At 74.4% G+C, this 23,446-nt stretch carries 23 protein-coding genes; 10 read left to right on the top strand and 13 right to left on the bottom strand.

Going from position 1 to position 23,446, the window contains the following annotated elements; genetic code table 11:
* Positions 1–4: 4 nt before the first annotated feature.
* The 4 genes from ACZ6AQ_RS02610 to fasR form a co-directional block, all read right to left on the bottom strand.
* Positions 5–253 carry an acyl carrier protein gene (locus ACZ6AQ_RS02610; RefSeq protein ID WP_388694609.1) on the bottom strand — a complete coding sequence of 83 codons (249 nt, stop codon included), beginning with the start codon at positions 251–253 and terminating at the stop codon, positions 5–7.
* A 55-nt stretch (positions 254–308) separates the two neighbouring features.
* On the bottom strand, positions 309–1,340 hold the full coding sequence (locus tag ACZ6AQ_RS02605; RefSeq protein WP_468756904.1) for a beta-ketoacyl-ACP synthase 3: 1,032 nt from the start codon (positions 1,338–1,340) through the stop codon (positions 309–311).
* A gap of 18 nt (positions 1,341–1,358) precedes the next feature.
* Entirely contained in the window at positions 1,359–2,279 is a 921-nt protein-coding gene (locus ACZ6AQ_RS02600; RefSeq protein WP_388694604.1) for an ACP S-malonyltransferase, read from the bottom strand.
* Between the two features lie 89 nt (positions 2,280–2,368).
* Positions 2,369–3,550, bottom strand: coding sequence for a fatty acid biosynthesis transcriptional regulator FasR (gene fasR, locus ACZ6AQ_RS02595; protein WP_388694602.1), 1,182 nt, complete (start codon positions 3,548–3,550; stop codon positions 2,369–2,371).
* Between the two features lie 129 nt (positions 3,551–3,679).
* Here fasR and ACZ6AQ_RS02590 point away from each other — a divergent pair, with 129 nt between their 5' ends.
* From ACZ6AQ_RS02590 to ACZ6AQ_RS02580, 3 genes are all read left to right on the top strand, one after another.
* Entirely contained in the window at positions 3,680–4,342 is a 663-nt protein-coding gene (locus ACZ6AQ_RS02590; RefSeq protein ID WP_468756903.1) for a pirin family protein, read from the top strand.
* A gap of 273 nt (positions 4,343–4,615) precedes the next feature.
* Positions 4,616–5,800, top strand: coding sequence for a threonine synthase (locus tag ACZ6AQ_RS02585; protein ID WP_468757073.1), 1,185 nt, complete (start codon positions 4,616–4,618; stop codon positions 5,798–5,800).
* Complete coding sequence (locus ACZ6AQ_RS02580) at positions 5,797–6,483, top strand: helix-turn-helix transcriptional regulator (RefSeq protein WP_468756901.1); 687 nt, start codon at positions 5,797–5,799, stop codon at positions 6,481–6,483. The genes ACZ6AQ_RS02585 and ACZ6AQ_RS02580 overlap by 4 nt, the downstream gene beginning before the upstream one ends.
* Before the next feature lie 66 nt (positions 6,484–6,549).
* Here ACZ6AQ_RS02580 and ACZ6AQ_RS02575 read toward each other — a convergent pair whose 3' ends face one another.
* The 3 genes from ACZ6AQ_RS02575 to ACZ6AQ_RS02565 form a co-directional block, all read right to left on the bottom strand.
* Positions 6,550–6,744 carry a DUF397 domain-containing protein gene (locus tag ACZ6AQ_RS02575; RefSeq protein WP_468756899.1) on the bottom strand — a complete coding sequence of 65 codons (195 nt, stop codon included), beginning with the start codon at positions 6,742–6,744 and terminating at the stop codon, positions 6,550–6,552.
* A complete protein-coding gene (locus tag ACZ6AQ_RS02570) occupies positions 6,728–7,552 on the bottom strand; it encodes a helix-turn-helix domain-containing protein (RefSeq protein WP_468757071.1) in 825 nt (274 codons plus the stop codon). The genes ACZ6AQ_RS02575 and ACZ6AQ_RS02570 overlap by 17 nt, the downstream gene beginning before the upstream one ends.
* Positions 7,553–7,686: 134 nt before the next feature.
* Positions 7,687–8,844 (bottom strand): L,D-transpeptidase, encoded by a 1,158-nt coding sequence (locus ACZ6AQ_RS02565; RefSeq protein WP_468756897.1) that lies wholly within the window; start codon positions 8,842–8,844, stop codon positions 7,687–7,689.
* A 205-nt stretch (positions 8,845–9,049) separates the two neighbouring features.
* On the opposite strand from ACZ6AQ_RS02565, the gene ACZ6AQ_RS02560 reads away from it, so the two are divergent.
* The 5 genes from ACZ6AQ_RS02560 (at position 9,050) to ACZ6AQ_RS02540 (ending at position 15,040) form a co-directional block, all read left to right on the top strand.
* Positions 9,050–10,255 (top strand): lipid II:glycine glycyltransferase FemX, encoded by a 1,206-nt coding sequence (locus tag ACZ6AQ_RS02560; protein WP_468756895.1) that lies wholly within the window; start codon positions 9,050–9,052, stop codon positions 10,253–10,255.
* Positions 10,252–11,934, top strand: a complete 1,683-nt coding sequence (gene murJ / locus ACZ6AQ_RS02555) for a murein biosynthesis integral membrane protein MurJ (protein ID WP_468756893.1) — start codon at positions 10,252–10,254, stop codon at positions 11,932–11,934. The genes ACZ6AQ_RS02560 and murJ overlap by 4 nt, the downstream gene beginning before the upstream one ends.
* Before the next feature lie 48 nt (positions 11,935–11,982).
* Positions 11,983–12,666, top strand: coding sequence for a response regulator (locus tag ACZ6AQ_RS02550; RefSeq protein ID WP_468756891.1), 684 nt, complete (start codon positions 11,983–11,985; stop codon positions 12,664–12,666).
* Positions 12,667–12,794: 128 nt separating this feature from the next.
* Positions 12,795–14,387: an ATP-binding protein gene (locus tag ACZ6AQ_RS02545; RefSeq protein WP_468756890.1), complete on the top strand. Its 1,593-nt coding sequence runs from the start codon at positions 12,795–12,797 to the stop codon at positions 14,385–14,387.
* A complete protein-coding gene (locus ACZ6AQ_RS02540; RefSeq protein ID WP_468756889.1) occupies positions 14,384–15,040 on the top strand; it encodes a hypothetical protein in 657 nt (218 codons plus the stop codon). The genes ACZ6AQ_RS02545 and ACZ6AQ_RS02540 overlap by 4 nt, the downstream gene beginning before the upstream one ends.
* Positions 15,041–15,191: 151 nt before the next feature.
* Here the strand turns inward: ACZ6AQ_RS02540 and ACZ6AQ_RS02535 are convergent, their stop codons facing one another.
* Entirely contained in the window at positions 15,192–16,049 is an 858-nt protein-coding gene (locus ACZ6AQ_RS02535) for a serine hydrolase domain-containing protein (RefSeq protein WP_468756887.1), read from the bottom strand.
* A gap of 70 nt (positions 16,050–16,119) precedes the next feature.
* On the opposite strand from ACZ6AQ_RS02535, the gene ACZ6AQ_RS02530 reads away from it, so the two are divergent.
* Together ACZ6AQ_RS02530 and ACZ6AQ_RS02525 are read left to right on the top strand one after the other, a co-directional pair.
* Positions 16,120–16,539, top strand: a complete 420-nt coding sequence (locus ACZ6AQ_RS02530; RefSeq protein ID WP_468756885.1) for a MerR family transcriptional regulator — start codon at positions 16,120–16,122, stop codon at positions 16,537–16,539.
* Positions 16,536–17,561 (top strand): aldo/keto reductase, encoded by a 1,026-nt coding sequence (locus ACZ6AQ_RS02525; RefSeq protein WP_468756883.1) that lies wholly within the window; start codon positions 16,536–16,538, stop codon positions 17,559–17,561. Before ACZ6AQ_RS02530 ends, ACZ6AQ_RS02525 begins: the two co-directional genes overlap by 4 nt.
* A 17-nt stretch (positions 17,562–17,578) precedes the next feature.
* Here the strand turns inward: ACZ6AQ_RS02525 and ACZ6AQ_RS02520 are convergent, their stop codons facing one another.
* From ACZ6AQ_RS02520 to ACZ6AQ_RS02500, 5 genes are all read right to left on the bottom strand, one after another.
* Positions 17,579–18,793: an acyltransferase family protein gene (locus tag ACZ6AQ_RS02520; RefSeq protein WP_468756882.1), complete on the bottom strand. Its 1,215-nt coding sequence runs from the start codon at positions 18,791–18,793 to the stop codon at positions 17,579–17,581.
* Positions 18,790–19,770 (bottom strand): alpha/beta hydrolase, encoded by a 981-nt coding sequence (locus ACZ6AQ_RS02515; RefSeq protein WP_468756881.1) that lies wholly within the window; start codon positions 19,768–19,770, stop codon positions 18,790–18,792. The genes ACZ6AQ_RS02520 and ACZ6AQ_RS02515 overlap by 4 nt, the downstream gene beginning before the upstream one ends.
* A gap of 296 nt (positions 19,771–20,066) precedes the next feature.
* Positions 20,067–20,747, bottom strand: a complete 681-nt coding sequence (locus ACZ6AQ_RS02510; RefSeq protein WP_388694555.1) for a response regulator — start codon at positions 20,745–20,747, stop codon at positions 20,067–20,069.
* Complete coding sequence (locus ACZ6AQ_RS02505) at positions 20,744–22,168, bottom strand: sensor histidine kinase (protein WP_468756879.1); 1,425 nt, start codon at positions 22,166–22,168, stop codon at positions 20,744–20,746. Before ACZ6AQ_RS02505 ends, ACZ6AQ_RS02510 begins: the two co-directional genes overlap by 4 nt.
* A gap of 198 nt (positions 22,169–22,366) precedes the next feature.
* Positions 22,367–23,407, bottom strand: coding sequence for a DUF4429 domain-containing protein (locus ACZ6AQ_RS02500; RefSeq protein WP_468756877.1), 1,041 nt, complete (start codon positions 23,405–23,407; stop codon positions 22,367–22,369).
* Between the last annotated feature and the right edge of the window lie 39 nt (positions 23,408–23,446).

Below are 23,446 nucleotides of genomic sequence, written 5' to 3'. Positions count from 1 at the left end.
CTGATCAGCCCTGGTGCTTCACGATGTAGTCGACGGCGTCGCCCACGGTCTTGAGGTTCTTGACGTCCTCGTCCGGGATCTTGACGTCGAAACGCTCTTCGGCGGCGACGACGACCTCGACCATGGACAGCGAGTCGACGTCCAGGTCGTCGGTGAAGGACTTGTCCAGCTGGACGTCCTCGGTCGGGATGCCGGCGATCTCGTTGACGATCTCGGCGAGACCTTCGACGATCTGCTCCTGGGTGAAGGCCATGGTGGCGCTCCTTCTGTGATTGCTTCGGTGAGGGGCTTCCGGGAGATCCGGGTGCCTAGGGGAGGGTAACGACCGTCGCGGCGTAGACGAGACCCGCCCCGAAGCCGATGACGAGCGCGGTGTCGCCGCTCTTCGCCTCCCCGGTCGCCAGGAGCCGCTCCATCGCGAGCGGGATCGAGGCGGCCGAGGTGTTGCCGGTGGTCTCCACGTCACGGGCGACCGTGACGTGCTCCGGCAGCTTCAGGGTCTTCACCATCGAGTCGATGATCCGCATGTTGGCCTGGTGCGGGATGAAGACGTCCAGGTCGTCCGCCGTGATGCCGGCGGCGTCCAGGGCCTGCTGGGCGACCTTCGCCATCTCGAAGACGGCCCAGCGGAAGACCGCCTGGCCCTCCTGCGTGATGGCCGGGAACTTGATCGCGCCCTGCTTGTCGAGCGGGAGGTTCGAGACGTCGCCGCCGTGGAACGCGTCCCACGGCACGGTCTGCCGGATCGTCGTCGCCTTGTCGCCCTCGGAACCCCAGACCGTGGGGCCGATGTGCGGCTCGTCGGACGGGCCGACGACCACGGCGCCGGCGCCGTCGCCGAACAGGAAGGCCGTCGCGCGGTCCTCCAGGTCCGTCAGGTCGCTGAGCCGCTCGACGCCGATGACGAGCACGTACTCCGCCGAACCCTCGACGATCATGCCCTTGGCGAGGGTCAGGCCGTAGCCGAAGCCCGCGCAGCCGGCGGAGATGTCGAACGCGGCGGGCCTGCCCGCGCCGATCCGGTCCGCGATCTCCGTGGCGATGGCCGGGGTCTGGTGGAAGTGCGAGACCGTGGAGACGACCACGGCGCCGATCTGCTCCGGGGAGATCCCGGCGTTCGCGATGGCCTTGCCCGATGCCTCCACCGACATCGCGGCGACGGTCTCCTCCGGGGAGGCCCAGTGCCGGGTGGTGATGCCGGAGCGCGAGCGGATCCACTCGTCGGACGAGTCGATCTTCTCGAGGATCACCTCGTTCGGCACGACCCGGGTGGGACGGTAGCCGCCGACACCGAGGACGCGGGCGTACGGGGCGCCCCTGCTGGGCTTGATCTTCGACATGCTTCTCGACACTCCTTGTCAGACGGCCGCGTGCTCGGCGACGAGCGTACGGGCCGCGTCCAGGTCGTCGGGAGTCTTCAGGGCGACCGTGGCCACGCCCGGCAGGGCCCGCTTGGCGAGGCCGGTCAGGGTGCCGCCGGGGCACACCTCGATCAGCGCGGTCGCGCCCAGGTCCTTGAAGGTCTCCATGCACAGGTCCCAGCGGACCGGGTTGGCGACCTGGCCGACCAGGCGGGCCAGGACCTCGGCGCCGTCCATGACGACCTGCCCGTCCCTGTTGGAGACGTAGCGGGTGGTCGGGGCGGCCGGGGACAGCAGCTCCGCCGCCTCCTCCAGCTTCGCCACGGCCGGGGCCATGTGGTGCGTGTGGAACGCGCCGGCGACCTTGAGGGCGACGACCCGGCGCACGCCCTCGGGCTTGTCCGCCTCCAGGGCGGCGAGCTGCTCCAGGGTGCCCGCGGCCACGATCTGGCCCGCGCCGTTCACGTTGGCCGGGGTCAGGCCGAGCTTCTCCAGGTGCGGGACGGTCACCTCGGGGTCGCCGCCGAGCAGCGCCGACATGCCGGTCGGGGCGATCGCGGCGGCCTCGGCCATCGCGAGCCCGCGGGTCCGGACCAGACGCAGCGCGGCGGTGTCGTCCAGCACACCGGCGAACGCGGCGGCGGTGAACTCGCCGACGCTGTGACCGGCGACGATGCCGGGCGCGAGGTCGTCACCGAGCGCGGCGGCCGAGAGCAGGCCGGCGGCGACGAGCAGGGGCTGTGCCACGGCGGTGTCGCGGATCTCGTCCGCGTCCGCCTTCGTGCCGTAGTGGGCGAGGTCGAGCCCGATGGCGTCGGACCAGGCCGCGATGCGGTCGGCGGCGCCGGGGAGTTCGAGCCAGGGGGTCAGGAAGCCGGGCGTCTGGGCGCCTTGGCCGGGAGCGACGAGTACGAGCACCCTCACACTCTCTCTTGGGGACGGCTCCGAGCGCCCGTGGGGACAAGGACGAAGAACCGTCGGGGGAATTGTCGGTGTTCGACAAAAGTCTAGGACTGCGTGTCCCCGTCGGCCAAGCGCCCGAGGATGAGCGCGATCCGCAGGGTGAAGGCGGAGCGGACGTCGGAGGGTGACCAGCCGGTGACGTCGGTCACACGTCGGAGCCGGTAGCGCACGGTGTTCGGGTGGACGAAGAGCATGCGCGCCGCGCCTTCCAGGCTGCTCGCCTGTTCCAGGTAGACACTGAGCGTTTCCAGGAGCGCCGAGCCCGCTTCCTCCAGCGGTCTGTAGATCTCCTCCACCAACTGCTCGCGCGCCGACGGGTCGGAGGCGATGGCGCGCTCCGGCAGGAGGTCGTCCGCGAGGACCGGGCGGGGCGCGTCCTGCCAGGCCGAGCACGCCTTGAGACCGGCCGCGGCGGCCTGCGCGGAGCGGGTCGCGGCCAGCAGGTCGGGGACCACGGGACCGGCCACCACCGGGCCCGGCGCGTACGGCCCGATCAGGGCCTTCGCCACCGCCAGGGGGTTGTCGCTGCCGCCCGCGATGACGACGAGCCGGTTCCCGAGGACGCCGGTGAGGACCTGGAGCTTGGCGTGCCGGGCGGCCCGGCGGATCGCCTCCACCGTCAGCTCGCTGTCCCCGTCGGGAGCCGTGCCGAGGAGCACGCACACGTGTTCCGGGGAGCTCCAGCCGAGCGCGGCGGCCCGCGACACGGCGCCCTCGTCGGCCTCGCCGGAGAGCACGGCGTTCACCACGAGCGACTCCAGGCGGGCGTCCCACGCGCCCCGCGCCTCGGCCGCCTGTGCGTACACCTGCGCCGTGGCGAAGGCGATCTCCCGGGCGTAGACGAGCAGCGCCTCCCGGAGCACCGACTCGTCGCCGGGGGCGGCGACCTCCTCGATCGCGGACTCCATGACCTCGATCGTGGTCCGGACCATCTCCACGGTCTGGCGCAGGGTGATCGCCCGGGTCAGCTCGCGCGGCGCGGTGCCGAAGACGTCCGTCGAGATCGCCTGCGGGGTCTCGGGGTGCCGGAACCACTCGGTGAACGCGGCGATGCCCGCCTGGGCGACCAGGCCGATCCACGACCGGTTCTCGGGCGGCATCGCGCGGTACCACGGCAGCGTCTCGTCCATGCGGGCGATGGCGCCGGCGGCGAGCCGCCCGGAGGACTGTTCGAGGCGTTTCAGGGTCGCGGCGTGCGGATGGGGGCGGTTCACGGGTTCAGGCACGGGGACAAGACTGCCTTATCGGGGCGTCGGCGTGCGGGGTCGGGGCGGGTTCGCCCCCGGCGGGGGGTACGGCGGGGCCGTCGCGACGGGACGGCCCCGGGGGCGCGGGCCCCGGCTACGGTGGGCCCCGTGATACGCATCCAGCGCGCGGCCGAGCGGTACCCCGGGGGCGACCCGGCGGCCGGGATCGGAACGAGGCACGCCTTCTCCTTCGGGCCGCACTACGACCCCGACAACCTCCGCTTCGGTTCGCTGATCGCCTGCAACGAGGAGCGACTGGCGCCGGGGGCCGGTTTCGACGAACACCCGCACCGCCACACCGAGATCGTGACCTGGGTCGTGGAGGGCGAACTGACCCACCGCGACTCCGCGGGCCACGCCACGGTCGTCCGCGCCGGCGACCTCCAGCACCTCGGCGCGGCGTCCGGGGTGCGGCACGTGGAGCGCAACGACGGCGACGCGCCCCTGGTCTTCGTGCAGATGTGGCTCGCGCCGCTCTCGTTCGACGGGGAGCCGTCGTACGGGGTGGTGCGGGGGCTCGGGGAGGCGGCCCCGTACGAGGTGGCGGCGGCGGGCGCGACCCTGCGCGTCCACCGCCCGGCGAAGGGCGGGCGGGTGCCGCTCCCGGACGCCGACTTCGTGTACGCGCACGTGGCGCGCGGCACGGTGCGCGTCGGCGACGAGGAGCTGGCGCCCGGCGACGCGGTCCGCGCCACGGACGCGAAGGGCCTCGTCCTGCTCGCGACCGGCGACGCGGAGGTGCTGGTGTGGGAGATGCGGCGGGCGTTCTGACCGGTCGTCCCGGAATCCCCGCCGGGGCATCGCGTACGTGCCGCGCGGGAACGCGGGCCGAAGGGGCGGGCCCGCCGGGCGGACCGGGCGCGGCGGGGTGACGGCCCGGCGGCGTCCTCTGCCCGGGGCGGCTCCCAACCCCCTTCCGAAACCACGACGTGGACTTGCTGTCCACTTCTGGACAATCCGTCTAGCATGGGAGGGCGGGCACCGCCGGGCCGCGAGACCCGGCGGCACGACAGCGTGTCGAGCGAGGAGAAACCGGAGCCGCCCATGAACGCCGAACAGCACACGGCCGTCGCCACCCCCGGCCTCCACGACCGGTCCGGAAAGCGCTACTCCCTGGACGACCCCCGCTGGCGGGGCGAGGACGGCGGCCCCCTCGCCGTCAGTACGCTGCCGGGCCTGCGGCCCGAGCAGATCGACACCGCCGAACGGTCCCTGTGGCGCTATCACGCGGCCCTGCCCGTCGAGGCCGCCCGCCGGGTGAGCCTGGGCGAAGGGTGCACACCGATGGTCCCGGTCGACTGGGCAGGCCGACGCGTCCACTTCAAACTGGAGTGGTTCAACCCGACCTCCAGCTTCAAGGACCGGGGCGTATCGGTGATGATGTCCCACCTCGTGGCACACGGTGCCGACCGCGTACTGGAGGACAGTTCGGGCAACGGCGGTGCCGCGGTGGCCGCCTACGCCGCCGCCGCCGGCGTCCGCGCCAAGATCATCGTCCCCGCCGCCACCTCGGAGGCCAAGATCCTCCAGGCCCGCGCCTACGGAGCGGAGGTCGAACTCGTGGGGGGCACCCGCGACGAGGTCTCGGAAGAGGCGATCCGCCAGTCGGAGCGGATCCCCTACGCGAGTCACAACTGGCACCCCATGTTCATCCAGGGCACCAAGACCATCGCCTACGAGATGTGGGAGTCGCTCGGCTTCACCGCGCCCGACAACGTGGTCCTCGTGGCCGGGGCCGGCAGCAACGTCATCGGGTGCGACCTCGCGTTCGGCGAACTGCTCGCCGCCGGACAGATCGACAGGCGCCCGCGCCTGTTCGTCGGGCAGCCCGAGCACTGGGCGACCATCGCCGACACGTTCAACGGCATCGACCCGGCCGACCGCGGCGAGCGGGTGCCGACGATCGCCGAGGGCGCGTCCATCGCCCACCCGGTCCGGCTGCCCGAGGCCGTGGAGGCCGTCCGCCGCTGTGACGGCGCCGCCTACGCGGTCCCCGAGGCGGAGATCCACGCGGCGGTCCGCGCCCTGAGCGCGCGCGGTCTGTACGCGGAGCCGACCAGCAGCGTCGCCGCGGCGACCCTCGACCACTTCATCGCGACCGGAGAGATCGCTCCGGACGAGACGACCGTGGTCGTGCTCACCGGCGCGGGGCTGAAGTCCGCCGAGACGATGGCCGCGGTGTTCGCCGGATCCGGCGAGGGAGCGCGGAAACCGAGCGGCACCCGATGACCCGCCCCACCGGCCGGCCGGCCGACGAACGCGCCGACCGGACCGCCGCACCGGAAGACGAACACCTCGTACGGGAAGCCGAGCGCATCGCCGTCGCCGTCGGCCGCATGTTCCCGGGTCTGTGCGAGGTCGTGCTGCACGACCTGCGCCGCCCCGACAACGCCATCCGCGTCATCGAGAACAACCTGTCCGGACGGCAGGTCGGCGACTCCGCCACCGAACTGGGCCTGCGCCGCATCGCGGACCCCGAATACCCCGGTGTCATCCAGAACTACGGCAACCGGTTCCCCGACGGGCGTCCGGCCAAGAGCACCTCGATCGGCATCAAGAACGCCGAGGGACGTTACATCGCGGCCCTGTGCCTGAACCTGGACATCAGCACGCTGTCCCCGCTGGCCCTGACCCTCGCCAACCTCGTCACCACGGATGTCCCGAACCAGGACGAGCCCCTGGAGACACTGCGCGACCGCACCGGACGCGAACTCCGTTCGGCCATCGACTCCTTCGCGGCGGAGCGCTCCAGCACGCCGCGGGGCCTCAACCGTGACCAGAAGCGCGAGCTGGTCCGTCGGCTGCACGGCGAGGGTTTCTTCGAGACCCGGAGCTCCGCACAACTCATCGCCGACCAACTCGGCATCTCCCGGGCGACCGTCTACAACTACACGAAGCAGCCACACCGGTGAACGCCCGCGCAACCGCGCCGCCGGCCCCCGCCCGAGACGGCCGGGAGCACCGTTAAGGGACGGTCCTCAGCGGAGCCCGTCCACGAACGCCTGCCACGCCCCGGTGCCGACGAGCAGGGCGGGGCCGGTGGGGTTCTTGCTGTCGCGGACGGGGACGGTGCCGGGGAAGTGGTCGGCCACCTCGACGCAGTCACCGCCGTTGGTGCCGCTGTGCGACGACTTCCGCCACCGCGCTGCGGTCAGGTCAGGACGGGTCTCCATGGCGTTCCTCCATCACGCGGGTGATCAGTGCCGCCGAGTCCTCGGGGGAGAGGGCGGCGGCTTGCAGCCGAGCGTAGCCGACGGAACGCTCCTTGATCACGGAAGGATTGGCGGTCATGTGGCCCTGGTCGTATCCGTCGACGTAGAAGATGTCGGGGTCGTCGTCGAACCTGAGAAGGTTGAACGATCCCATCAGCCCCGTGTGTTCACGGGCGGTGAACGGAAGCACCTGGATCTGTACCCACGGGTTGTCGCGGAAGGCCAACAGGTGGGCCAGTTGCTCGCGCATGACCTCAAGGCTGCCCACCTCCTGAAGCAGCACGGCCTCGCTCAGCACGACCCACAGGGCGGGCGGTTCGGCACGTTCCAGAATGCGCTGGCGTTCGAGCCGGGCCGCCAGCAATTCCTCGACCTTGTCCGGGTAGTCGACAGCGAGCAGGGCGCGCGCGTACCCCGATGTCTGCAGCAAACCGTAGACGACCTGCGACTGGAACGCGGAAATGTACGTGGCACGAGCTTCCAGGTCCGCGTACGGCTGAAACCATGACGGAAGTTGGCTTCGCAGCACCAGTCCGATCAGCCGGGAGAACATCCCGCCCGTGCCGAGTGCCGCGTCCACCCGCTCCGAGAACTCCCGGGTGGGGAGCTTCCTCGTCGTCTCGATCTGACCGACGAGGGAGCCCGTGCAGAAGATGATGTCTCCGAGCTGCTGCTGCGTGAGACCGTGCGCCTCACGCTGACGGCGGAGTTCCCAGCCGTAGTAGTCCAGCGGGGAAGCGCTGGGGTCGAGTTGCTGGATGTTGACCACGATCATTGCCTCCGGCCCTGCGACGCGCACGGCGTCCTCCACGCTGCGTTGCCGAGCGTATCCGGGACATCGCGGGCCGGCAGGGCGTATCACGTAAACCACCCGTGGGAGTAACCCCGTTGTGCGCCCGGCGCTCAGCGCAGCGCGCTCTTCGCCCGCCACTCCGTCCAGCCCACGTTCCACGCCCCGTAGCCGTTGCCCTCCGCGACCGTGCCCTTCGTGTCGCGGCCCGTGATCTCGAAGGGGTCGCCGACGTTCACCAGGGCGTAGAAGGACGCCGCGTCGGCGTCGCTCATGCCGATGCAGCCGGAGCTCCTGTTCGCCCGCCCGAAGTACGCCGCGTTCCACGGCGCCGCGTGGGCGTACATGCCCGACCAGGTCAGGCGCATCGAGTGGTCGACCATCTTGTCGTAGGCGTCGCCCAGGCCCACCGTCTCCGAGTTCATGTTGATGGCGCCCTCCTTCGCCATCAGGACGGCCGTGCCCCGCCAGGAGCGCTTGTCGCCGCCGGGGGTGCCGCCGGAGACCGGGATCGTGCGGACCGTCCTTCCGTCCTTCTCCAGGGTCAGGCGGTGCCGGTCCAGGTCGACCCGGACCACCTGCGCGGCGCCGACCGTGAAGCCCGTGCGGTAGTCCCGTATGAACCAGCCCCCTCCCGAGTCGGTGCCGTTCAGGTCCGCCTCCAGGGTGACCTTCGTGCCGGGCTTCCAGTACTCCTTCGGCCGCCAGTCGGCCCGGTCCCGGCCCGACCAGTCCCTGACCCAGCCCCAGGAGCCCTCGGTGGCGTTCGAGGTCGTCACCCTGAGCTGCTTCTCGATGTCCGCCTTCTTCGTCACCGGGAGGTCGAAGACGATCGAGAGGGGGTGCCCGATGCCCACGGTGGTGTTCTTGCCGGGGGCCAGGGTCAGCCTGTTGACCTTCGCGGGGGCCGGGGTGGAGAAGGGCGAACGGGCCGTCGTCTCCTTGCCGTCGGCGGCGCGGACGGTCGTCTCCACCGTGTACGAGACGCCCGGGGCCGCCTTGCGGTCCGACGTCCAGCGCGTACCGCCCCCGTCCGCGCGGCCGGTGAGGACCGTGCCGTCCGCCGCCGTGACCCTCACGGCGACCAGCGTGCCGTTCGCGGCCGTCACCGTCACGGGCCGGCCCGCCGTCCGGTCCACGACCGTCACCTTCGCCGGGGGCGCGGCCGGGGTCCGGTCCTCCGCCGGGCCCTCGTCCACCGCCTGTGCGGTGCAGGCCGTGAGGGAGACGGCCAGGGCGGCGGCCGCGAGGGCGGGACGGGGGGTGCGCATGGGCGGCACGGAAGCCTCCGCGAGGTGGGAAAAGGGGTGGGATGTCCTGGACTGTAGGGCCGGCCGGGCGGGCACGGGCCCCTGTGACGGGGGCTGCGGCGGAACGGTCACCGTCCGGTCACACACGCCGTGCGGCTCCGTCGCATTCGGCTGTGAACCTGCTGGGCGCCCCACCACCGAGGGGCGGAACCAGGAGGCCCCCGTTGTGTCAGCGTCGCTCGTGACCGCCGCACCCGCCGACCGCCGCGCCCCCACGGACCGCCGCGCCCCCGCCCGGCCGGTCCGGCTCGGACCCGTCACCCCCGGGGCGTACCGCGCCTTCCTCGCGTCCCGCTCCGGCGCGGACGGCCCCAGCTTCCTCCAGCTCCCCTCGTGGGCCGGGGTGAAGGAGGGGTGGGGCCACCAGCTCGTGGGGTGGGGGCCGGAGGGCGGCGACCTGACGGGTGTCGCGCTCGTGCTGCTGCGGACCTTCCCCGGGACCCGGAAGCACTTCGCCTACCTGCCCGAGGGGCCCGTCGCCGACTGGGCCGATCCCGGGGTGGACGACTGGCTCGACCCGCTCCTCGGCCATCTGCGCGCCTCCGGAGCCTTCGCCGTGCGCATCGGGCCCGGCCCCGCCCACCGCCGCTGGAACGCCGCCACCGTCAAGGCCGCCGCCGGACCCGGCCGGCGCCTCGCCGACGTCCTCGCCGACGAGGTCGATCCCCTCGGCACCGTCGTCGCCGAACGCCTCCGGGCCCGGGGCTGGCGCCGCTGCGGCGGCGACTCCGAGGACGGCGCCGACGCCCAGCCCCGGCACGTCTTCCAGGTCCCGCTCGCCGGCCGCAGCGCCGACGACCTGTGGTCCGGCCTCAACCAGGAGTGGCGGCGCAACGTCCGCAGGGCCCGGAAGGCCGGCGTCGAGGTCACCGTCGGGACCGCCGCCGACCTGCCCGAGTTCTACCGGCTGCTCGGGATCACCGAGGAGCGCGACGGCTTCCGGCTCGGCCGCTCCCTCGCGTACTACGAGCGCCAGTACGCGGTCCTCAACGCCGAGGAGCCCGGCCGGATGAGGCTCTACCTCGCCCGCCACGGGGGCGAGGTCCTCGCCGCCCACACCATGATCACCGCCGGCGGGCGCGTCTGGTACCAGACCGGCGCCTCCGCCGACCACCGCCGCGAGGTCCGCCCCTCCAACGCCCTCCAGTGGCGCATGCTGCTCGACGCCCACTCCCTCGGCGCCGCCGTCTACGACCTGCGCGGGGTACCCTCCACCCTCGACCCGGACGACCGCGCCCACGGCCTCCTCCGCTGGAAGCTCGGCACGGGCGGCCAGGTCGTCGAGACGCTGGGGGAGTGGGAGATTCCGATGCGGGGCACGACCAACCAGGCGCTGTACCGCGCCTTCCAGGCGTACCTGGCCCGCCGGTGACGGCCACCCTCGCCGCGCCGGGACGGAAGGCCGCGGCCCCGTCCGCGCTCCGCAGCGGCGCCCTCATGGCCGCCGGATCGCTCGTCTCCCGCGCCACCGGCTTCGTCCGCGCCTCCGTCGTCGCCGCCGCGCTCGGCGCGGCCACCGTCGCCGACGGCTACGCGGTCGGCAACTCCGTCCCCACCATCGTCTACACCCTGCTCCTCGGCGGCGCCCTCAACGCGGTCTTCGTCCCCGAACTGGTCAAGGCCGCCAAGGAACACGAGGACGGCGGCGTCGCCTACACCGACCGCCTCCTCACCCTCTGCGCGCTCGCCCTCGCCGTCCTCACCGCCGCCGCCGTCCTCGCCGCGCCGCCGATCGTCGACGCGTACACCGACTACACGGGCGACCAGCGGGAGATGACCGTCGCCTTCGCCCGCACCTGCCTTCCGCAGATCTTCTTCCTCGGCCTCTTCACGCTCCTCGGCCAGGTCCTCAACGCCCGGGGCCGGTTCGGCGCCATGATGTGGACGCCCGTCCTCAACAACGTCGTCGTCGCCGCCGTCTTCGGCCTCTTCCTGGTGGTGGGCGACGGGGGCGCGCTCACCCCGGGCGAGACCGCGCTCCTCGGCTGGGGCACCACCGCCGGCATCGCGCTCCAGGCCCTCGCGCTCGTCCCCCCGCTGCGCGCCGCCGGCTTCCGCTGGCGGCCCCGCCTCGACTGGCGCGGCAGCGGCCTCGCGGCCCCGCTGCGGTCGGCCGGCTGGCTGGTGCTGCTCGTCCTCACCAACCAGGGCGCGTACTGGGTGACCACCTGGGTCGCCACCTCGGCGGGCGACGCGGCGGCCGGCGGCGGCGCGGGCCTCGCCGCGTACAACAACGCCTATCTGCTGTGGACCGTCCCGCACGGCATCGTCACCGTCTCCCTCGTCACCGCCCTGCTGCCCCGGATGAGCGGCGCGGCCGCCGACGGCGACCTCGCGGGGGTCCGGCGGGACGTCTCGTACGCGCTGCGGACCAGCGCCGCCGCCGTCGTCCCCGCCGCCTGCGCGCTGTTCGCGCTCGCCGTACCCCTGATGACCGTGGTCTTCCGGTACGGGGCGACGGACGACGACGACGTCCGCGCGATGTCCTGGATCCTGATGGCCCTCGCGCCCGGACTGGTCGCCCTCTCCGGGCAGTACGTGTGCACCCGCGCCTTCTACGCCCTGCGCGACACGCGCACCCCGTTCCTGCTCAACCTGGTGATCGCGGGGCTCAACGCGGGCCTCTCCCTCGCCGCGTACCGGCTCCTCCCCGACCGCTGGACCGTCGCGGGCATGGCGGCGGCGTACTCCCTCGCCCTGTGGGCGGGCTGGGGCGTCACGGCGTACGTGCTGCGGCGCGTGCTGCGGGGCGGCACCGCGCCGCCGGAGAACCCCGGCGGCACGTCCTCCGGAGACGGCCCGGTCCTCCCCGGCGGCGGCGCGGTGCCCGCCCTCGCGCGGATGCTCGTCGCCGCCGTCCCAGCCACCGGGTACGGCCTCCTCGCCGCCCGCGCCGCGGGACCGGCGGGGCCCGTCGCCGCCGGGCTCGCCGGGGCCCTCGCGATCCTCGCCGTCTTCGCCCTGCTCGCCCGCCCCCTCCGCCTCACCGAGGTGCGGAACCTCCTCGCGGCCGGGGGCGCCCGCCTCCGCGCCCTCACCCGCCGTGCGTGACCCCGCCCCGGGGAAGCCCCGCCCCGACGACCTTGGGATACTCCGCAGATGCCCCGCGTGCTCCTGATAGAAGACGACCCGTCCGTCCGCGAGGGCGTCGAACTCGGGCTCCGGCGGCGCGGACACGAGGTGCGGACCGCCCCCACCGGGGAGGCCGGGCTCGCCGCGCTCGGGGAGTTCCGGCCGGACCTGCTCCTGCTCGACCTGATGCTGCCCGGCATGAACGGCGTCCAGGTCTGCCGCCGGGTCCGGGAGGACAGCCAGCTCCCGATCATCATGCTCACCGCCCGGGGCGACGACTTCGACATCGTCGTCGGCCTGGAGGCCGGGGCGGACGACTACATCGTCAAGCCCGCCCGCACCGAGGTCATCGAGGCACGGATACGGGCCGTGCTCCGCCGCATCGAGGAGCCCGGCGGCGCGCGGCCCGCCGTCGAGCTCCACGGCGAACTGGCCGTCGACCGGGCCGGGCTCACCGTCGCCAAGGCGGGTGAACGGATCGCCCTCGCCCCCTCCGAGATGAAGCTGCTGCTCCACCTCACCGCCGCCCCCGAGCAGGTCTTCAGCCGGCAGCAGCTCCTCGAACACGTCTGGGAGCACAGCTACCACGGGGACGCGCGGCTGGTCGACGCCTGTGTCCGCCGGCTCCGGAACAAGATCGAGGACGTCCCGGGCGAACCCCGCTACATCCAGACCCTGCGGGGCTTCGGCTACCGCTTCGGCCCGCTGTGAAGGCGTGCGTGCGGCCCGGGGCGACCGACCCCGGGGACGACGGGCCCCAGGGACGGGTGCCCGGCCCCGGGACCGGTGGACCCCGAGACCGGGCGTCCGGCCCCGCGACCGGTGGACCCCGCGACCGGGTGTCCGACTCCGGGGCCGGTGGGCCCCACGGACGGGCGTCCGACTCCGGGACCGGTGGACCTTACGACCGCCCGTCCGCCCCGGGCGGCGAAGGCCCCCACGGTCGCGCCTCCGCCCCGGAGGAGGCGGGGTCCCGCCGGAAGGCCCGCCCCCCGCGCCTGCGCCCGCACCCCTTCGGCCTGCGCACCCGGCTCGTCCTGGCCTTCCTGCTCGTCGCGGCCGTCGGCTGCGGCACCACCGCCGCCCTCACCTACCGGGCCGCCCGCAACGCCATCCTGGAGCAGACCCAGAACACCGCCGTCTCCGCCTTCCGCGAGCAGGTCGACGAACTCGCCGTCACCCTGCCCGTCGACACCGACAACCTGCGGGACGCGCTCCTCCGGATCGCCCGCCAGGGCAAGCCCCGTCCCTGGCGCGTCTACGCCGAGTACGGCACCGTCCGCGTCTCCTCCACCGACCGCCCCACCTCCTCCGTCGTCACCCCCGAACTCAGGGCCCGCGCCCGCGCCCGCGCCGCCACCCCGCACGGCAGCTTCCAGCGCGTGGTGAAGGACGGCGTCCCGTACCTGACCATCGCCGTCCCCGCCGTCTTCCGCACCCACGCGACCGAGGGCACCGCCCAGCACACCGGCCTCGTCCTCTACGCCGTCATGGAGCTGAACGAGGAGGAGGCCGGCATCGAGGCCATGGTCACCGCCGCCCGCGACGGGGCCCTCCCCGCCCTCGCCGTCGCCCTGATCCCCGCGCTCCTCGCCGCCCGGGGCGTGCTCCGCCCCGTACGGGAACTGCGGCGCGCCGCCCACAGCATGGGGCGAGGCCGCCTCGACACCCGCATCCACGCCAAGGGGCGCGACGAACTCGCGGGCCTCGCCCGCACGTTCAACGAGTCCGCCGCCCGGCTCGAACGCTCCGTCGCCGAACTCCGCGACGCCGAGGCCCGCGCCCGTCGCTTCGCCTCCGATGTCTCGCACGAACTGCGCACCCCGCTCGCCGGGATGCTCGCCGTCACCGAGGTCCTGGACGAGGACGCCGGGAGCCTCGACAGCGACACCGCCCGCGCGGTCCGCCTGATCAGCACCGAGACCGGCAAGCTCGCCCTCCTGGTCGAGGACCTGATGGAGATCTCCCGCTTCGACGCCCGCGCCGCCGAGCTGCACACGGACGAGGTCGACGCCGCCGACTGCGTCCACAAGACCCTCCAGCACCGGCACTGGACCGACCCGGAGCAGGTCGTCCCGCACCTCGCGGAGGGGATCAGGGCCCGGCTCGACCCGCGCCGCTTCGACGTCGTCGTGGCCAACCTCGTCGGCAACGCGCTGCGGCACGGGGAGGCACCGGTCACGGTCCGGCTGTACGCGGAGGGGCAGGTGCTCGTGACGGAGGTCGCCGACCGGGGGCCCGGCATCGACCCGGAGGTCCTGCCGCACGTCTTCGACCGCTTCTACAAGGCGGACCGGGCCAGGGCCCGTTCGGCGGGCAGCGGCCTCGGCCTCGCGATCACCCTGGAGAACGTCCGGCTCCACGGCGGCACCGTCACGGCGGCCAACCGGCCCGGAGGCGGAGCCGTGTTCACCGTGCGGATGCCGCGGTGAGGCGCCGGGCGGGCGCCGTCGCGGAGGGCCGCCGCGCGGGCGGCCCCGCCGGGCGCCGCCGTACGGCCGCCGCGCTCCTCTCCGGCCTGGCCGCCCTGGTCGCCCTGGCCGGCTGCGGCATACGGGAGAGCGACGTCGTGGAGGCGGGCGGCGCCGCGACCGTCATCGTCGGGCCGGTGCCCGAGGACCGGATGGTGCTCTACTTCCTCGGCCCCGACGGCCGCACGATGCCGGTGGTCCGCGACGTCGGCCGCGCCGGCCTCCCGTGGGGCGCGTCGGGGGCCGGGCGGGCCCCGTACGACAGGTTCGGGCCCGGACGCGAGGCCCCCGCCGACGCCCAGGGCCCCGGGCGGAGCCTCACGGACAAGGCCCTCGCCGCGCTCCTCGCCGGCCCGCGGGACACCGAGACCGCGGCGGGCGTCACCACCGCCCTGCCGGGGGACGGCACCCGGGCGCCGCGCGTGGAGGCGGACCCGGCCGGGTCCGCCTCGGCGCGTCTGCTCCGGACCCCCTTCGCCGTGCGGGGCCTTTCGGAGGGCGCCGTCCTCCAGCTGGTCTGCACGACGGCCTACGCGGAGCACCCGGCGGGCCGGATCGAGGTGACGGTCAGCGGCCCGGACGGCACGCTGCCCGCCGCCCGCTGCGAGGAGTGAGCGACGACGGCGCCCGCCGCGACGGGCCGGGCACGAGGGCGTCCGCCCCTGCGGACCGGGTGCGACGGCATCCGCCGCGACGGGCCGGGCACGAGGGCGTCCGCGACTACCGGCCGGGGGCGAGGACGTCCGCCGTGCGGAGCCCCGGCGCCTAGCCCGCCGCCCGCAGGTCCGCCAGGACCGCGTCCGTGAACGCCGGCCATGCCTCGACCGCCCACGGTCCGAAGGGCCGGTCGGTGAGCGCCACGCACGCGGCCCGCGCGTCCGGGTCGACCCACAGGAAGGTGCCGGACTGGCCGAAGTGCCCGAAGGTGCGCGGCGAGGAGCCGGCGCCCGTCCAGTGCGGGGACTTGCCGTCGCGGATCTCGAAGCCGAGCCCCCAGTCGTTCGGCCGCTGGTGCCCGTAGCCGGGCAGGATGCCGGTCAGGCCCGGGTACGCCACGGTCATCGCGTCCAGGACGGTCCGGGCGTCGAGCAGCCGGGGCGCCTGGACCTCGGCGGCGAACCGCGCCAGGTCGTCCACGGTGGACACGCCGTCCTTGGCGGGCGAGCCGTCGAGGGTCGTGGACACCATGCCCAGCGGCTCCAGGACGGCCTGGCGCAGGTACTCGGCGAAGGGGATGCCGGTGGCCCCGGTGACGTGGTCGCCCAGCACCTCGAAACCGGCGTTGGAGTAGATCCGGCGGGTGCCCGGCGCGGCCGTGACCCGGTGCTCGTCGAAGGCGAGCCCCGAGGTGTGGGCGAGGAGGTGACGGACGGTCGATCCCTCGGGGCCGGCCGGCTCGTCCAGGTCGATCGCCCCCTCCTCGTACGCGACGAGGACCGCGTACGCCGCGAGCGGCTTGGTCACCGAGGCGAGCGGGAAGCGCCGCCCGGTGGGACCGTAGGCCCCGGCCCGGGTGCCGTCCGCGCGGACCACGGCGGCGGCCGCGGTGGGGACGGGCCAGTTCTCGATCGACGCCAGGCTCGGCAGGCCGTCTTCCACGTTGCTCTCCACGGGACTCTCCATGCGGCCGAGCCTACTTCCCGCCCGGGAACGGGCTTGCTTCGAGTGCGCTCCAACCCCCTAGCGTGGGGGCATGAGCGTGATCGCGAGCACGAGCGGTACGACCGGGGGCGACAGCCGGACGCACCACACCATCAGCGAGGTCGCCGCCCTCACGGGGCTCTCGGCGCACACCCTGCGCTGGTACGAGCGGATCGGCCTCATGCCGCACGTCGACCGCTCGCACACCGGGCAGCGCCGCTTCACCGCCCGCGACCTCGACTGGCTCGCCTTCGTCGGCAAGCTGCGGCTGACCGGGATGCCGGTCGCCGACATGGTCAGGTACGCCGAGCTGGTGCGCGCGGGCGACCACACGCGCGGGGAACGGCGCGCCCTCCTGGAGGCCACCCGCCGGGACGTCCTCGCCCGGATCACCGAGCTCCAGGACACGCTCGCCGTGCTCGACATCAAGATCGGCCACTACGGGACCGCATGCGGAGGAACCCCTTCATGACCAGCGTGACCAGGATCGACACCGTACGACTCGGCGGCCGGGGCGGACCGGAGACCGGCGTCCAGGGCTTCGGCGCCATGGGCATCAGCGAGTTCTACGGCGACACCGACGAGGCCGCCGCCCGCGACACCCTCGACGCGGCCCTGGAGGCCGGCGTCACCCTGATCGACACCGCCGACATCTACGGCGTCGGTGCCAACGAGGAGTTCCTCGCCCCCTTCCTCGCCGCCCACCGCGACGAGGTCGTCCTCGCCACCAAGTTCGCCATAGAGCGGCGCGCGGACGACCCCGCGTACCGGGGCGTCCGCAACGACCCGGCGTACGTCAGGAGCGCCGTCGAGGCCAGCCTGCGCCGTCTCGGCGTCGAGACCATCGACCTCTACTACATGCACCGCCGCGACCCGGCGGTCCCGTTCGCGGAGTCCGTCGGCGCGATGGCCGAACTCGTCCGGGAGGGCAAGGTCCGCTTCCTGGGCCTGAGCGAGGTCACCGGGCCCGAACTGCGCGAGGCCCACGCCGTGCACCCGATCACCGCCCTCCAGTCGGAGTGGTCGCTCTTCTCCCGGGACGTGGAGCGCAGCGCGGTCCCGGCCGCCGCCGACCTCGGCGTGACCGTCGTGCCGTACTCGCCGCTCGGCCGGGGCTTCCTGACCGGGGCGTTCACGGACGCCTCCAAGGAGCTGGCGGGCGACGACTTCCGTGCCCGGCAGCCCCGGTTCACCGGGGAGAACGCCGCGCGGAACGCCGCCCTCCTCGACCCGGTCCGGAAGATCGCCGCCGCCCACGGGGCCACCCCGGCGCAGATCGCCCTCGCCTGGGTCCAGCAGCGGGCCGCCGTCCACGGCCTCACGGTCGTCCCGATCCCCGGCACCCGCAGGCGCTCCCGCCTCCTGGAGAACGCCGCCGCCACCCGCATCACCCTCACCGGCGCCGAACTGGCCGAACTGGAGCCGATCGCCGGACGGGTGGCGGGCGACCGCTACCCGGACATGAGCTTCACGTCGGTGGGCCGGGAGGTCTGAGCGGACCGCCGGAGGGTTCACACCGGCCCCAGGGCGAAGACCGCGAACCCCGCCGCGAGCAGTCCCGCCAGGACGCGGCGGGCCGGACCGGCCTTCGCCCACGGGGACTCGAAGCCCCGGGCGTACCGGCCGATCAGGACGAGGAGCCCGGCGAAGACCGGCATCCAGGCGAGCCGGGCCAGGATCCACCCCGCCGAGTCGGGCGCGCCGACCAGGCCCGGGACCTCCCCGGCGTACGAGGCGGGGACCGCGGCGGCGAGCATCGCCGTCTGGTGCCAGCACAGGACCGTCATCGCGGAGAGGTTGACGACCACGACCGGCGCCCAGAGCGCGGGCCGCCGCAGGAGCGCGCCGAACCGGTCGCGGAGCAGGATCGCGGCGCCGCTCTGCGCGGCGGCGAGGGCGAGGACGAGCAGCGACGGCGGGTGCGAGTTGGTGCGGGCCTCGCCGGGGACGCCGACCATCGACGCCGGGTAGCCGAAGACGAGCAGCAGCACGGCGAACAGGGCGGCCCCGCCGGCGAGGAGGACCCACGCGTGCCACCGGGTGACCCGGCCCTCGCCCCACGAGACGCCGAGCTGGTAGGCGAAGAGCCAGCCGGGCAGGATGTTCAGCAGGCTCAGCCAGGACGGCACGGCGTCGGCCCAGGGCCCGTACCGCAGGAGGTCGACGACGGCGACCGAGCCGAGCAGCGGGGCCGCCGCCCACACCCCGAGGCGGCGGGCGGCCCGCACGCAGTACGGGGTGAGCGCGGTGACCACCGTGTAGACCCCGACGAACCAGAGCGGCTGGACCACCAGCGTGGACGCCGTCCGCAGGGTGTCCACGGGGACCCCGGGCCCGAAGCGGAGGAGGGGCAGGAGCACCGCCCACACGGCGGTGACCCCGAGCACCGGCCGCCCGAGCCGGGCGAGCCGCCCCTTGAGCCAGTCGCCCGTGGAGCCCTTCCGGCGCCGGTACGACAGGACGGAGGCGTAGCCGCCGACCAGGAAGAAGATCCCCAGCATCTGGAGGACCCAGCTGACCGGCGCGAGCCCGGCGAAGGTGCCCAGGGGGCTGGCGTTGTGGATTGCCCCGTCGGAGGAGAGGGTGAACCCGCCGAGCAGCCAGTGCCCGGTCGGCACGGCGAGCAGGGCGAGGGCCCGCAGCCCGTCGACCGCCCGGTCGCGGTGGGCGGGGGTGCCCGACTCGATCCGCCGGACCGTGCGCTTCACGAGGGCGGGGGCGCTCATCGCACGTCCCCCGCGGCGATCGCGGCGAACGCGCGGAGCGAGGAGGTCCCGGCCGCGAAGTAGCCCCCGTGTCCGGTGGCGTCCCCGGCCGGGACGCGGCGCGCGCCGAAGGACGGCTCCGTGGGGTCGGCGCCGTGCCCGAGCCCCGCGAACGAGACGTTCGGCACCCGGTCGATCCAGTCGGTGGGGTCCTTCGCCGCCCAGACCCGGGCGGAGGTGCCGAGTTCGGAGACGTTCCCGGCGCGCATCCCCGGCGAGCCGAGGACCACCAGGTCCTTCGCCTTCAGCTCGCGGGCGGCGAGCCCGCAGACCACCGAGCCGTAGCTGTGGCAGAACACCGAGGGCTCGGCCGCCCCGACGGCCGCGAGCCCCTCCGTGAAGCGGGCGAGCCGCTCCGCCCCCGCCCCGGCGAGCCGGCCGGTGGCCGCGTCCAGGCCGACGCCGACGGGGGTGGTGTACCCGGCCCAGGCGACGACCGCCGTGCGGTTCCCGGTCGCCCGGCGCAGCGCGGTCGCCATGTCCACGAGCGGCCGGACGTGCCCGGCGTCCACGTCGGAGCCGGGGACGATCACGGCGACGTGCGCGGCCCGCGCCAGGTCCCCGTAGACCAGGACCACCTGGCCCCGGCCGCGCGGATCGTACGCGAGGACCCGCGCGTCCCCGAACCGCCCTCCCGAGGTGAGGGCGTTGGCCTCGTACCGCAGCTCCGGAGGGGTCCCGTCCAGATTCCCGACGACCGCGGGATGGGCGCGGGCCAGTTCCCTCCGTCGTACGGGACCGAGTCCCGCGAAGAACCGCGCGGTCCCGGCCGGCCCCATCCGCTCCGGGTCCGGCAGCCCCGCACCCCGCCAGGCCCCCGTCCCGACCGGCGCTCCGGTCACGGCCTCCTGCGCGTCCCCGGCCGCCCACCCGGCCGTCCCGGAGACCACGCAGGCCACCAATGCGGCGGTGATCAGGGTCCTCGTCGTACGGCGCATGCGGCCGCCCTCCCTCTCCGGTCCTCACTCGTCCGCCGTGCGTCCGGCGACGGGAGGAAGGTAGGAAGAGGAGGGGTGGCGGCACGTCACACCGGGGAGCCAACTCCCTTCCGATACCGGGGTAGGGGGTGGAGGAGCGGTGGGCCCCAGGACGGGGGTGGGGTTTCCCCCAGGGGGTGGCTTCTCCCGGGGTGGGGATGTCCCGGGGTGGGGATGTCCCGGAGAACGGCTTTCCCCAGGGGCGGGGATCTCCCGGGGGCCCCTGCGGCACGGGTCGCCCCGGGGCCGTACCCGGGTCAGGCCGTGCCGGGCGTCACGAGCCCCGACTCGTACGCGAAGACCACCGCCTGGGCCCGGTCGCGCAGGTCCAGTTTGGCGAGGACCCGGCCGATGTGGGTCTTCACCGTCTGCTCGGCGAGGACGAGGCCGTCCGCGATCTCCTGGTTGGACAGGCCCCGGGCGATCAGCTCCAGGACCTCCGTCTCGCGCGGGGTGAGGCCGTTGAGGCGCAGGGCCGCGGTGTCCCGGCGCGGGGCCGGACGGGAGGCGGCGAAGTCGGCGATCAGACGGCGGGTCACGGAGGGCGCGAGCAGCGCCTCGCCCGCCGCCACCACCCGTACCGCCGCGATCAGGTCGGCCGGCGGCGCGTCCTTCAGGAGGAAGCCGGACGCGCCCGCGCGCAGCGCCTCGTACACGTAGTCGTCCACGTCGAAGGTGGTCAGCATCAGCACCTTCGGCCGGTGCGTGACCCCGGCCGGCGGACGCAGGATCTCGCGCGCCGCCGCGAGCCCGTCCAGCTCCGGCATCCGCACGTCCATCAGGACCACGTCCGGGTGCGCCGACCGCGCCACCTCCACGCCCAGCCGTCCGTCGGGGGCCTCCCCGACGACGTCGATGTCGGGCTGCGCGGCGAGCAGCGCGGCGAAACCGGCCCGCACCATGGCCTGGTCGTCGACGATGATCACGCGGATGGTCACTCGGGGTCCTTCGTACGCAGGGGGAGCCGGGCCGCGACCCGGAAGCCGCCGTCCGGCAGCGGCCCGGTGTCCAGCGTGCCGCCGGTCAACCGTACGCGCTCCCGCATGCCGACGAGCCCGTGCCCGGTCCCGGGGGCGCCCCGCTCGACGGAGGAACGGCCTTCCAGGGAAGGCCCGTTGACGACGAGGACCGTCAGCCATCCGTCGTCGGCCCGGACCGACACCCGGGTCGGGGCGCCCGGCGCGTGCCGGACGACGTTGGCGAGGGCCTCCTGCGCGATCCGGTACGCGGAGAGGTCCACGGCCTGCGGCACGTCCCCGAGACCGGCGGCGAGCCGCAGCTCGGCCGGCACTCCGGCCCGCACCGTCGCCTCCACCAGCTGCTGGAGCCGGCCGAGCCCCGGCTGCGGGGCCCGCTCGTCCTCGCCGCCGTCGCTGCGCAGGACGGAGAGCAGCCGGCGCATCTCCGCCAGCGACTCGCGCGCGCTCGCCGCGATGGAGACGAACTCCTCGCGGGCCGCCTCGGGGAGGTCCGGGACGCGGTACGGGGCGGAGTCCGCCTGCACGGTGATCACGGACATGTGGTGGGCCACGACGTCGTGCAGCTCGCGCGCGATCCTGGCCCGCTCCTCCAGGAGCGTGCGGCGGGCCCGTTCGGCCTCGCTGATGGTCTCCTGCTCCACGAGCCGCCGCTGTGCGTCGCCCCGGGCGCGCACGGCCGAGGTGAGCAGCAGCAGTACCCCGCTCAGGACGAGCAGCAGGGTGTGGACGCCGACCTGCCCGGCGGGCCGGAAGGCCCCCAGGAGGTACCCGGCCGCGCCGGTCGTCAGCCACACGCCGAACAGGACCCGCCGGGATTCGCGGAGGCCGAGCGCGAGCATCAGCGCGCAGTAGCCGATGACCGCCGGCGGCGTCCAGGGCCAGAGCCGCGCCGGGGGCAGGTCCGCACCGAGCGTCGCGAGCGCGCCGAGCACGTCGGCGGCGAAGACGATCCACCACGCCTGGAGGGGGTGGGCGACGGCGAGCAGCAGCGGCGCCGCCTGGGCGGTGCCGATCGCCCCGGCGAGGGCGCCGTTGAGCCCGTAGTCGTGGATGAGGAGGTGGATGGTGGTGGGGACGAGCGAGGCGGCGAACGCGAGGGCGACGACGTACGGCAGCAGCCGCACCCACCGCGAGGAGGCGTCGGCGAGCAGCGGCGCGCCGGGTTCGGCGGGGGTGGTGAACGCGGCGCCGAGCCCCTGGAACATCCCGCTCGCCCGGACGGCCGACAGCGTGCCGGCGAGGGACCGGCGACCGGCGGGCGGGGGGACGACGGGCGGGGGGAGGGCGGGCGGTCCGGAGGGAGGAGGCGGCCCGGCCGGTGGGGCGGCGGGCGGTTCGGGCCGGGCGGCGGGCGGCTCGGGCCGCGGTTCGGTAGCCATGACCCGCTCAGGGTAGGCAGCGGTTCCGGGCCCCGACGTCATACCCGGGACCGGGACGCGGCCCGGTACCGGGTATGACTCGGGGGCGGGAAGCTCCCCGGTCCGACACCCCGGTCGTCGGTTTTCCGGCCTTCGCCTCCGGCCGTCGGACTTCCTTTCCTGCCCCGGTCGTCGGCCACCCGGCCCGGTCCCCGGCCGTCAGAGCTCCGCCAGCAGCTCGGCCTTCTTCGCGGAGAACTCCTCGTCCGTCACCAGACCAGCGCGGTGCAGTTCTCCCAAGTGCCGAATCCTTTCGGCCACCACTTCGGGGGTACGGGCCCCCACGGGCACGGGGGTGCGGTCGGAGGCCCGGATCGCCGCGAGGACCGCCGCCGCGAAGGGGAGGGACTCGTGGACCGGCCCGTAGCCGAGGCCGAAGACGACGGACGCCGGGTCGTGGTCGGGCCTGGCGGCCGGGGGCTCGCCGGACCGGGGGACGAGCCGCAGGTATCCGTCGAAGACGTCGGGCGTCCGCCACTCGACCCCGCACAGGCTCCGCACCGGGAAGGTCTGGTCGCCCGCCTTCCACTTGGCCGAGGACGCCCCCGTCGAGGACCAGCGGAACGTGACCTCGGAGCCGCCGTCGAAGCTCGCCCTCCCGTCGTACGCCTTGAAGGACATCGGCCCGGACGGCGGCGCCACGAGGAACCGGTCGGCGGGCGTCACGGCCCCGGCACACCCGCCGGCCCCCTCGTCCGCCGTCCGGCCGGGTCCGTCGATCCCGTCGGTTCCACCGATCTCACCGATCTCACCGGTCTCACCGGTCTCACCGATCCCGCCGATCCCGTCGGGCGGACCGAACCCGCCGGACGGGCCGTGCCGCGCGTTACCGCCGGGGCCGTGGGCCCCCGCGACCCCCGGCTCCGGCGGCAGAATCGCCCGCAACGCGTCCCGGTAGTACTCGGCCCGCGCCTCCCGGTCCGCCGGGAGCACCAGCCGGTACGGGTCGCAGCTCTCCTTGAGCTGCCCCGCGGCCGCCTCCATCAGCGGATCGGCGCCCGGCCTCGGCGCGGCGTGCAGCACGACGGTGCCCCGCTTGCCGGGCGTGAGCGCCACGGACGCCAACGCCTCGTACGGTATGCGTCGTTCGCGCAAGGTCTGGAAGAGCTTCGGCGTTCGAATCCCCCGTTCGAAGCGGATGACGAGGGCGTCGCTCTCGAACTCCCAGGTGGCATGAATTCCGGCCAGCACATCACCCATGCGCCTCATCGTAAGCGGCGTCCGCTCCGGCGTCGCCCC

This window comes from Streptomyces sp. NPDC041191, from assembly GCF_055591945.1.
Note: the sequence above shows the minus strand (reverse complement) of the source record. Positions and strands in the feature narration are given on the sequence as shown.

Coding starts and splice junctions, on each gene's coding strand:
- ACZ6AQ_RS02565 (WP_468756897.1), bottom strand. CDS start 8,844: ATGCGCACCCCCCGTCCCGCCCTCGCGGCCGCCGCCCTGGCCGTCTCC.
- ACZ6AQ_RS02580 (WP_468756901.1), top strand. CDS start 5,797: ATGACCCGCCCCACCGGCCGGCCGGCCGACGAACGCGCCGACCGGACC.
- ACZ6AQ_RS02505 (WP_468756879.1), bottom strand. CDS start 22,168: ATGGCTACCGAACCGCGGCCCGAGCCGCCCGCCGCCCGGCCCGAACCG.
- ACZ6AQ_RS02575 (WP_468756899.1), bottom strand. CDS start 6,744: ATGGAGACCCGTCCTGACCTGACCGCAGCGCGGTGGCGGAAGTCGTCG.
- ACZ6AQ_RS02520 (WP_468756882.1), bottom strand. CDS start 18,793: ATGAGCGCCCCCGCCCTCGTGAAGCGCACGGTCCGGCGGATCGAGTCG.
- ACZ6AQ_RS02585 (WP_468757073.1), top strand. CDS start 4,616: ATGAACGCCGAACAGCACACGGCCGTCGCCACCCCCGGCCTCCACGAC.
- ACZ6AQ_RS02500 (WP_468756877.1), bottom strand. CDS start 23,407: ATGGGTGATGTGCTGGCCGGAATTCATGCCACCTGGGAGTTCGAGAGC.
- ACZ6AQ_RS02610 (WP_388694609.1), bottom strand. CDS start 253: ATGGCCTTCACCCAGGAGCAGATCGTCGAAGGTCTCGCCGAGATCGTC.
- ACZ6AQ_RS02530 (WP_468756885.1), top strand. CDS start 16,120: ATGAGCGTGATCGCGAGCACGAGCGGTACGACCGGGGGCGACAGCCGG.
- ACZ6AQ_RS02550 (WP_468756891.1), top strand. CDS start 11,983: ATGCCCCGCGTGCTCCTGATAGAAGACGACCCGTCCGTCCGCGAGGGC.
- ACZ6AQ_RS02525 (WP_468756883.1), top strand. CDS start 16,536: ATGACCAGCGTGACCAGGATCGACACCGTACGACTCGGCGGCCGGGGC.
- ACZ6AQ_RS02515 (WP_468756881.1), bottom strand. CDS start 19,770: ATGCGCCGTACGACGAGGACCCTGATCACCGCCGCATTGGTGGCCTGC.
- ACZ6AQ_RS02535 (WP_468756887.1), bottom strand. CDS start 16,049: ATGGAGAGTCCCGTGGAGAGCAACGTGGAAGACGGCCTGCCGAGCCTG.
- ACZ6AQ_RS02605 (WP_468756904.1), bottom strand. CDS start 1,340: ATGTCGAAGATCAAGCCCAGCAGGGGCGCCCCGTACGCCCGCGTCCTC.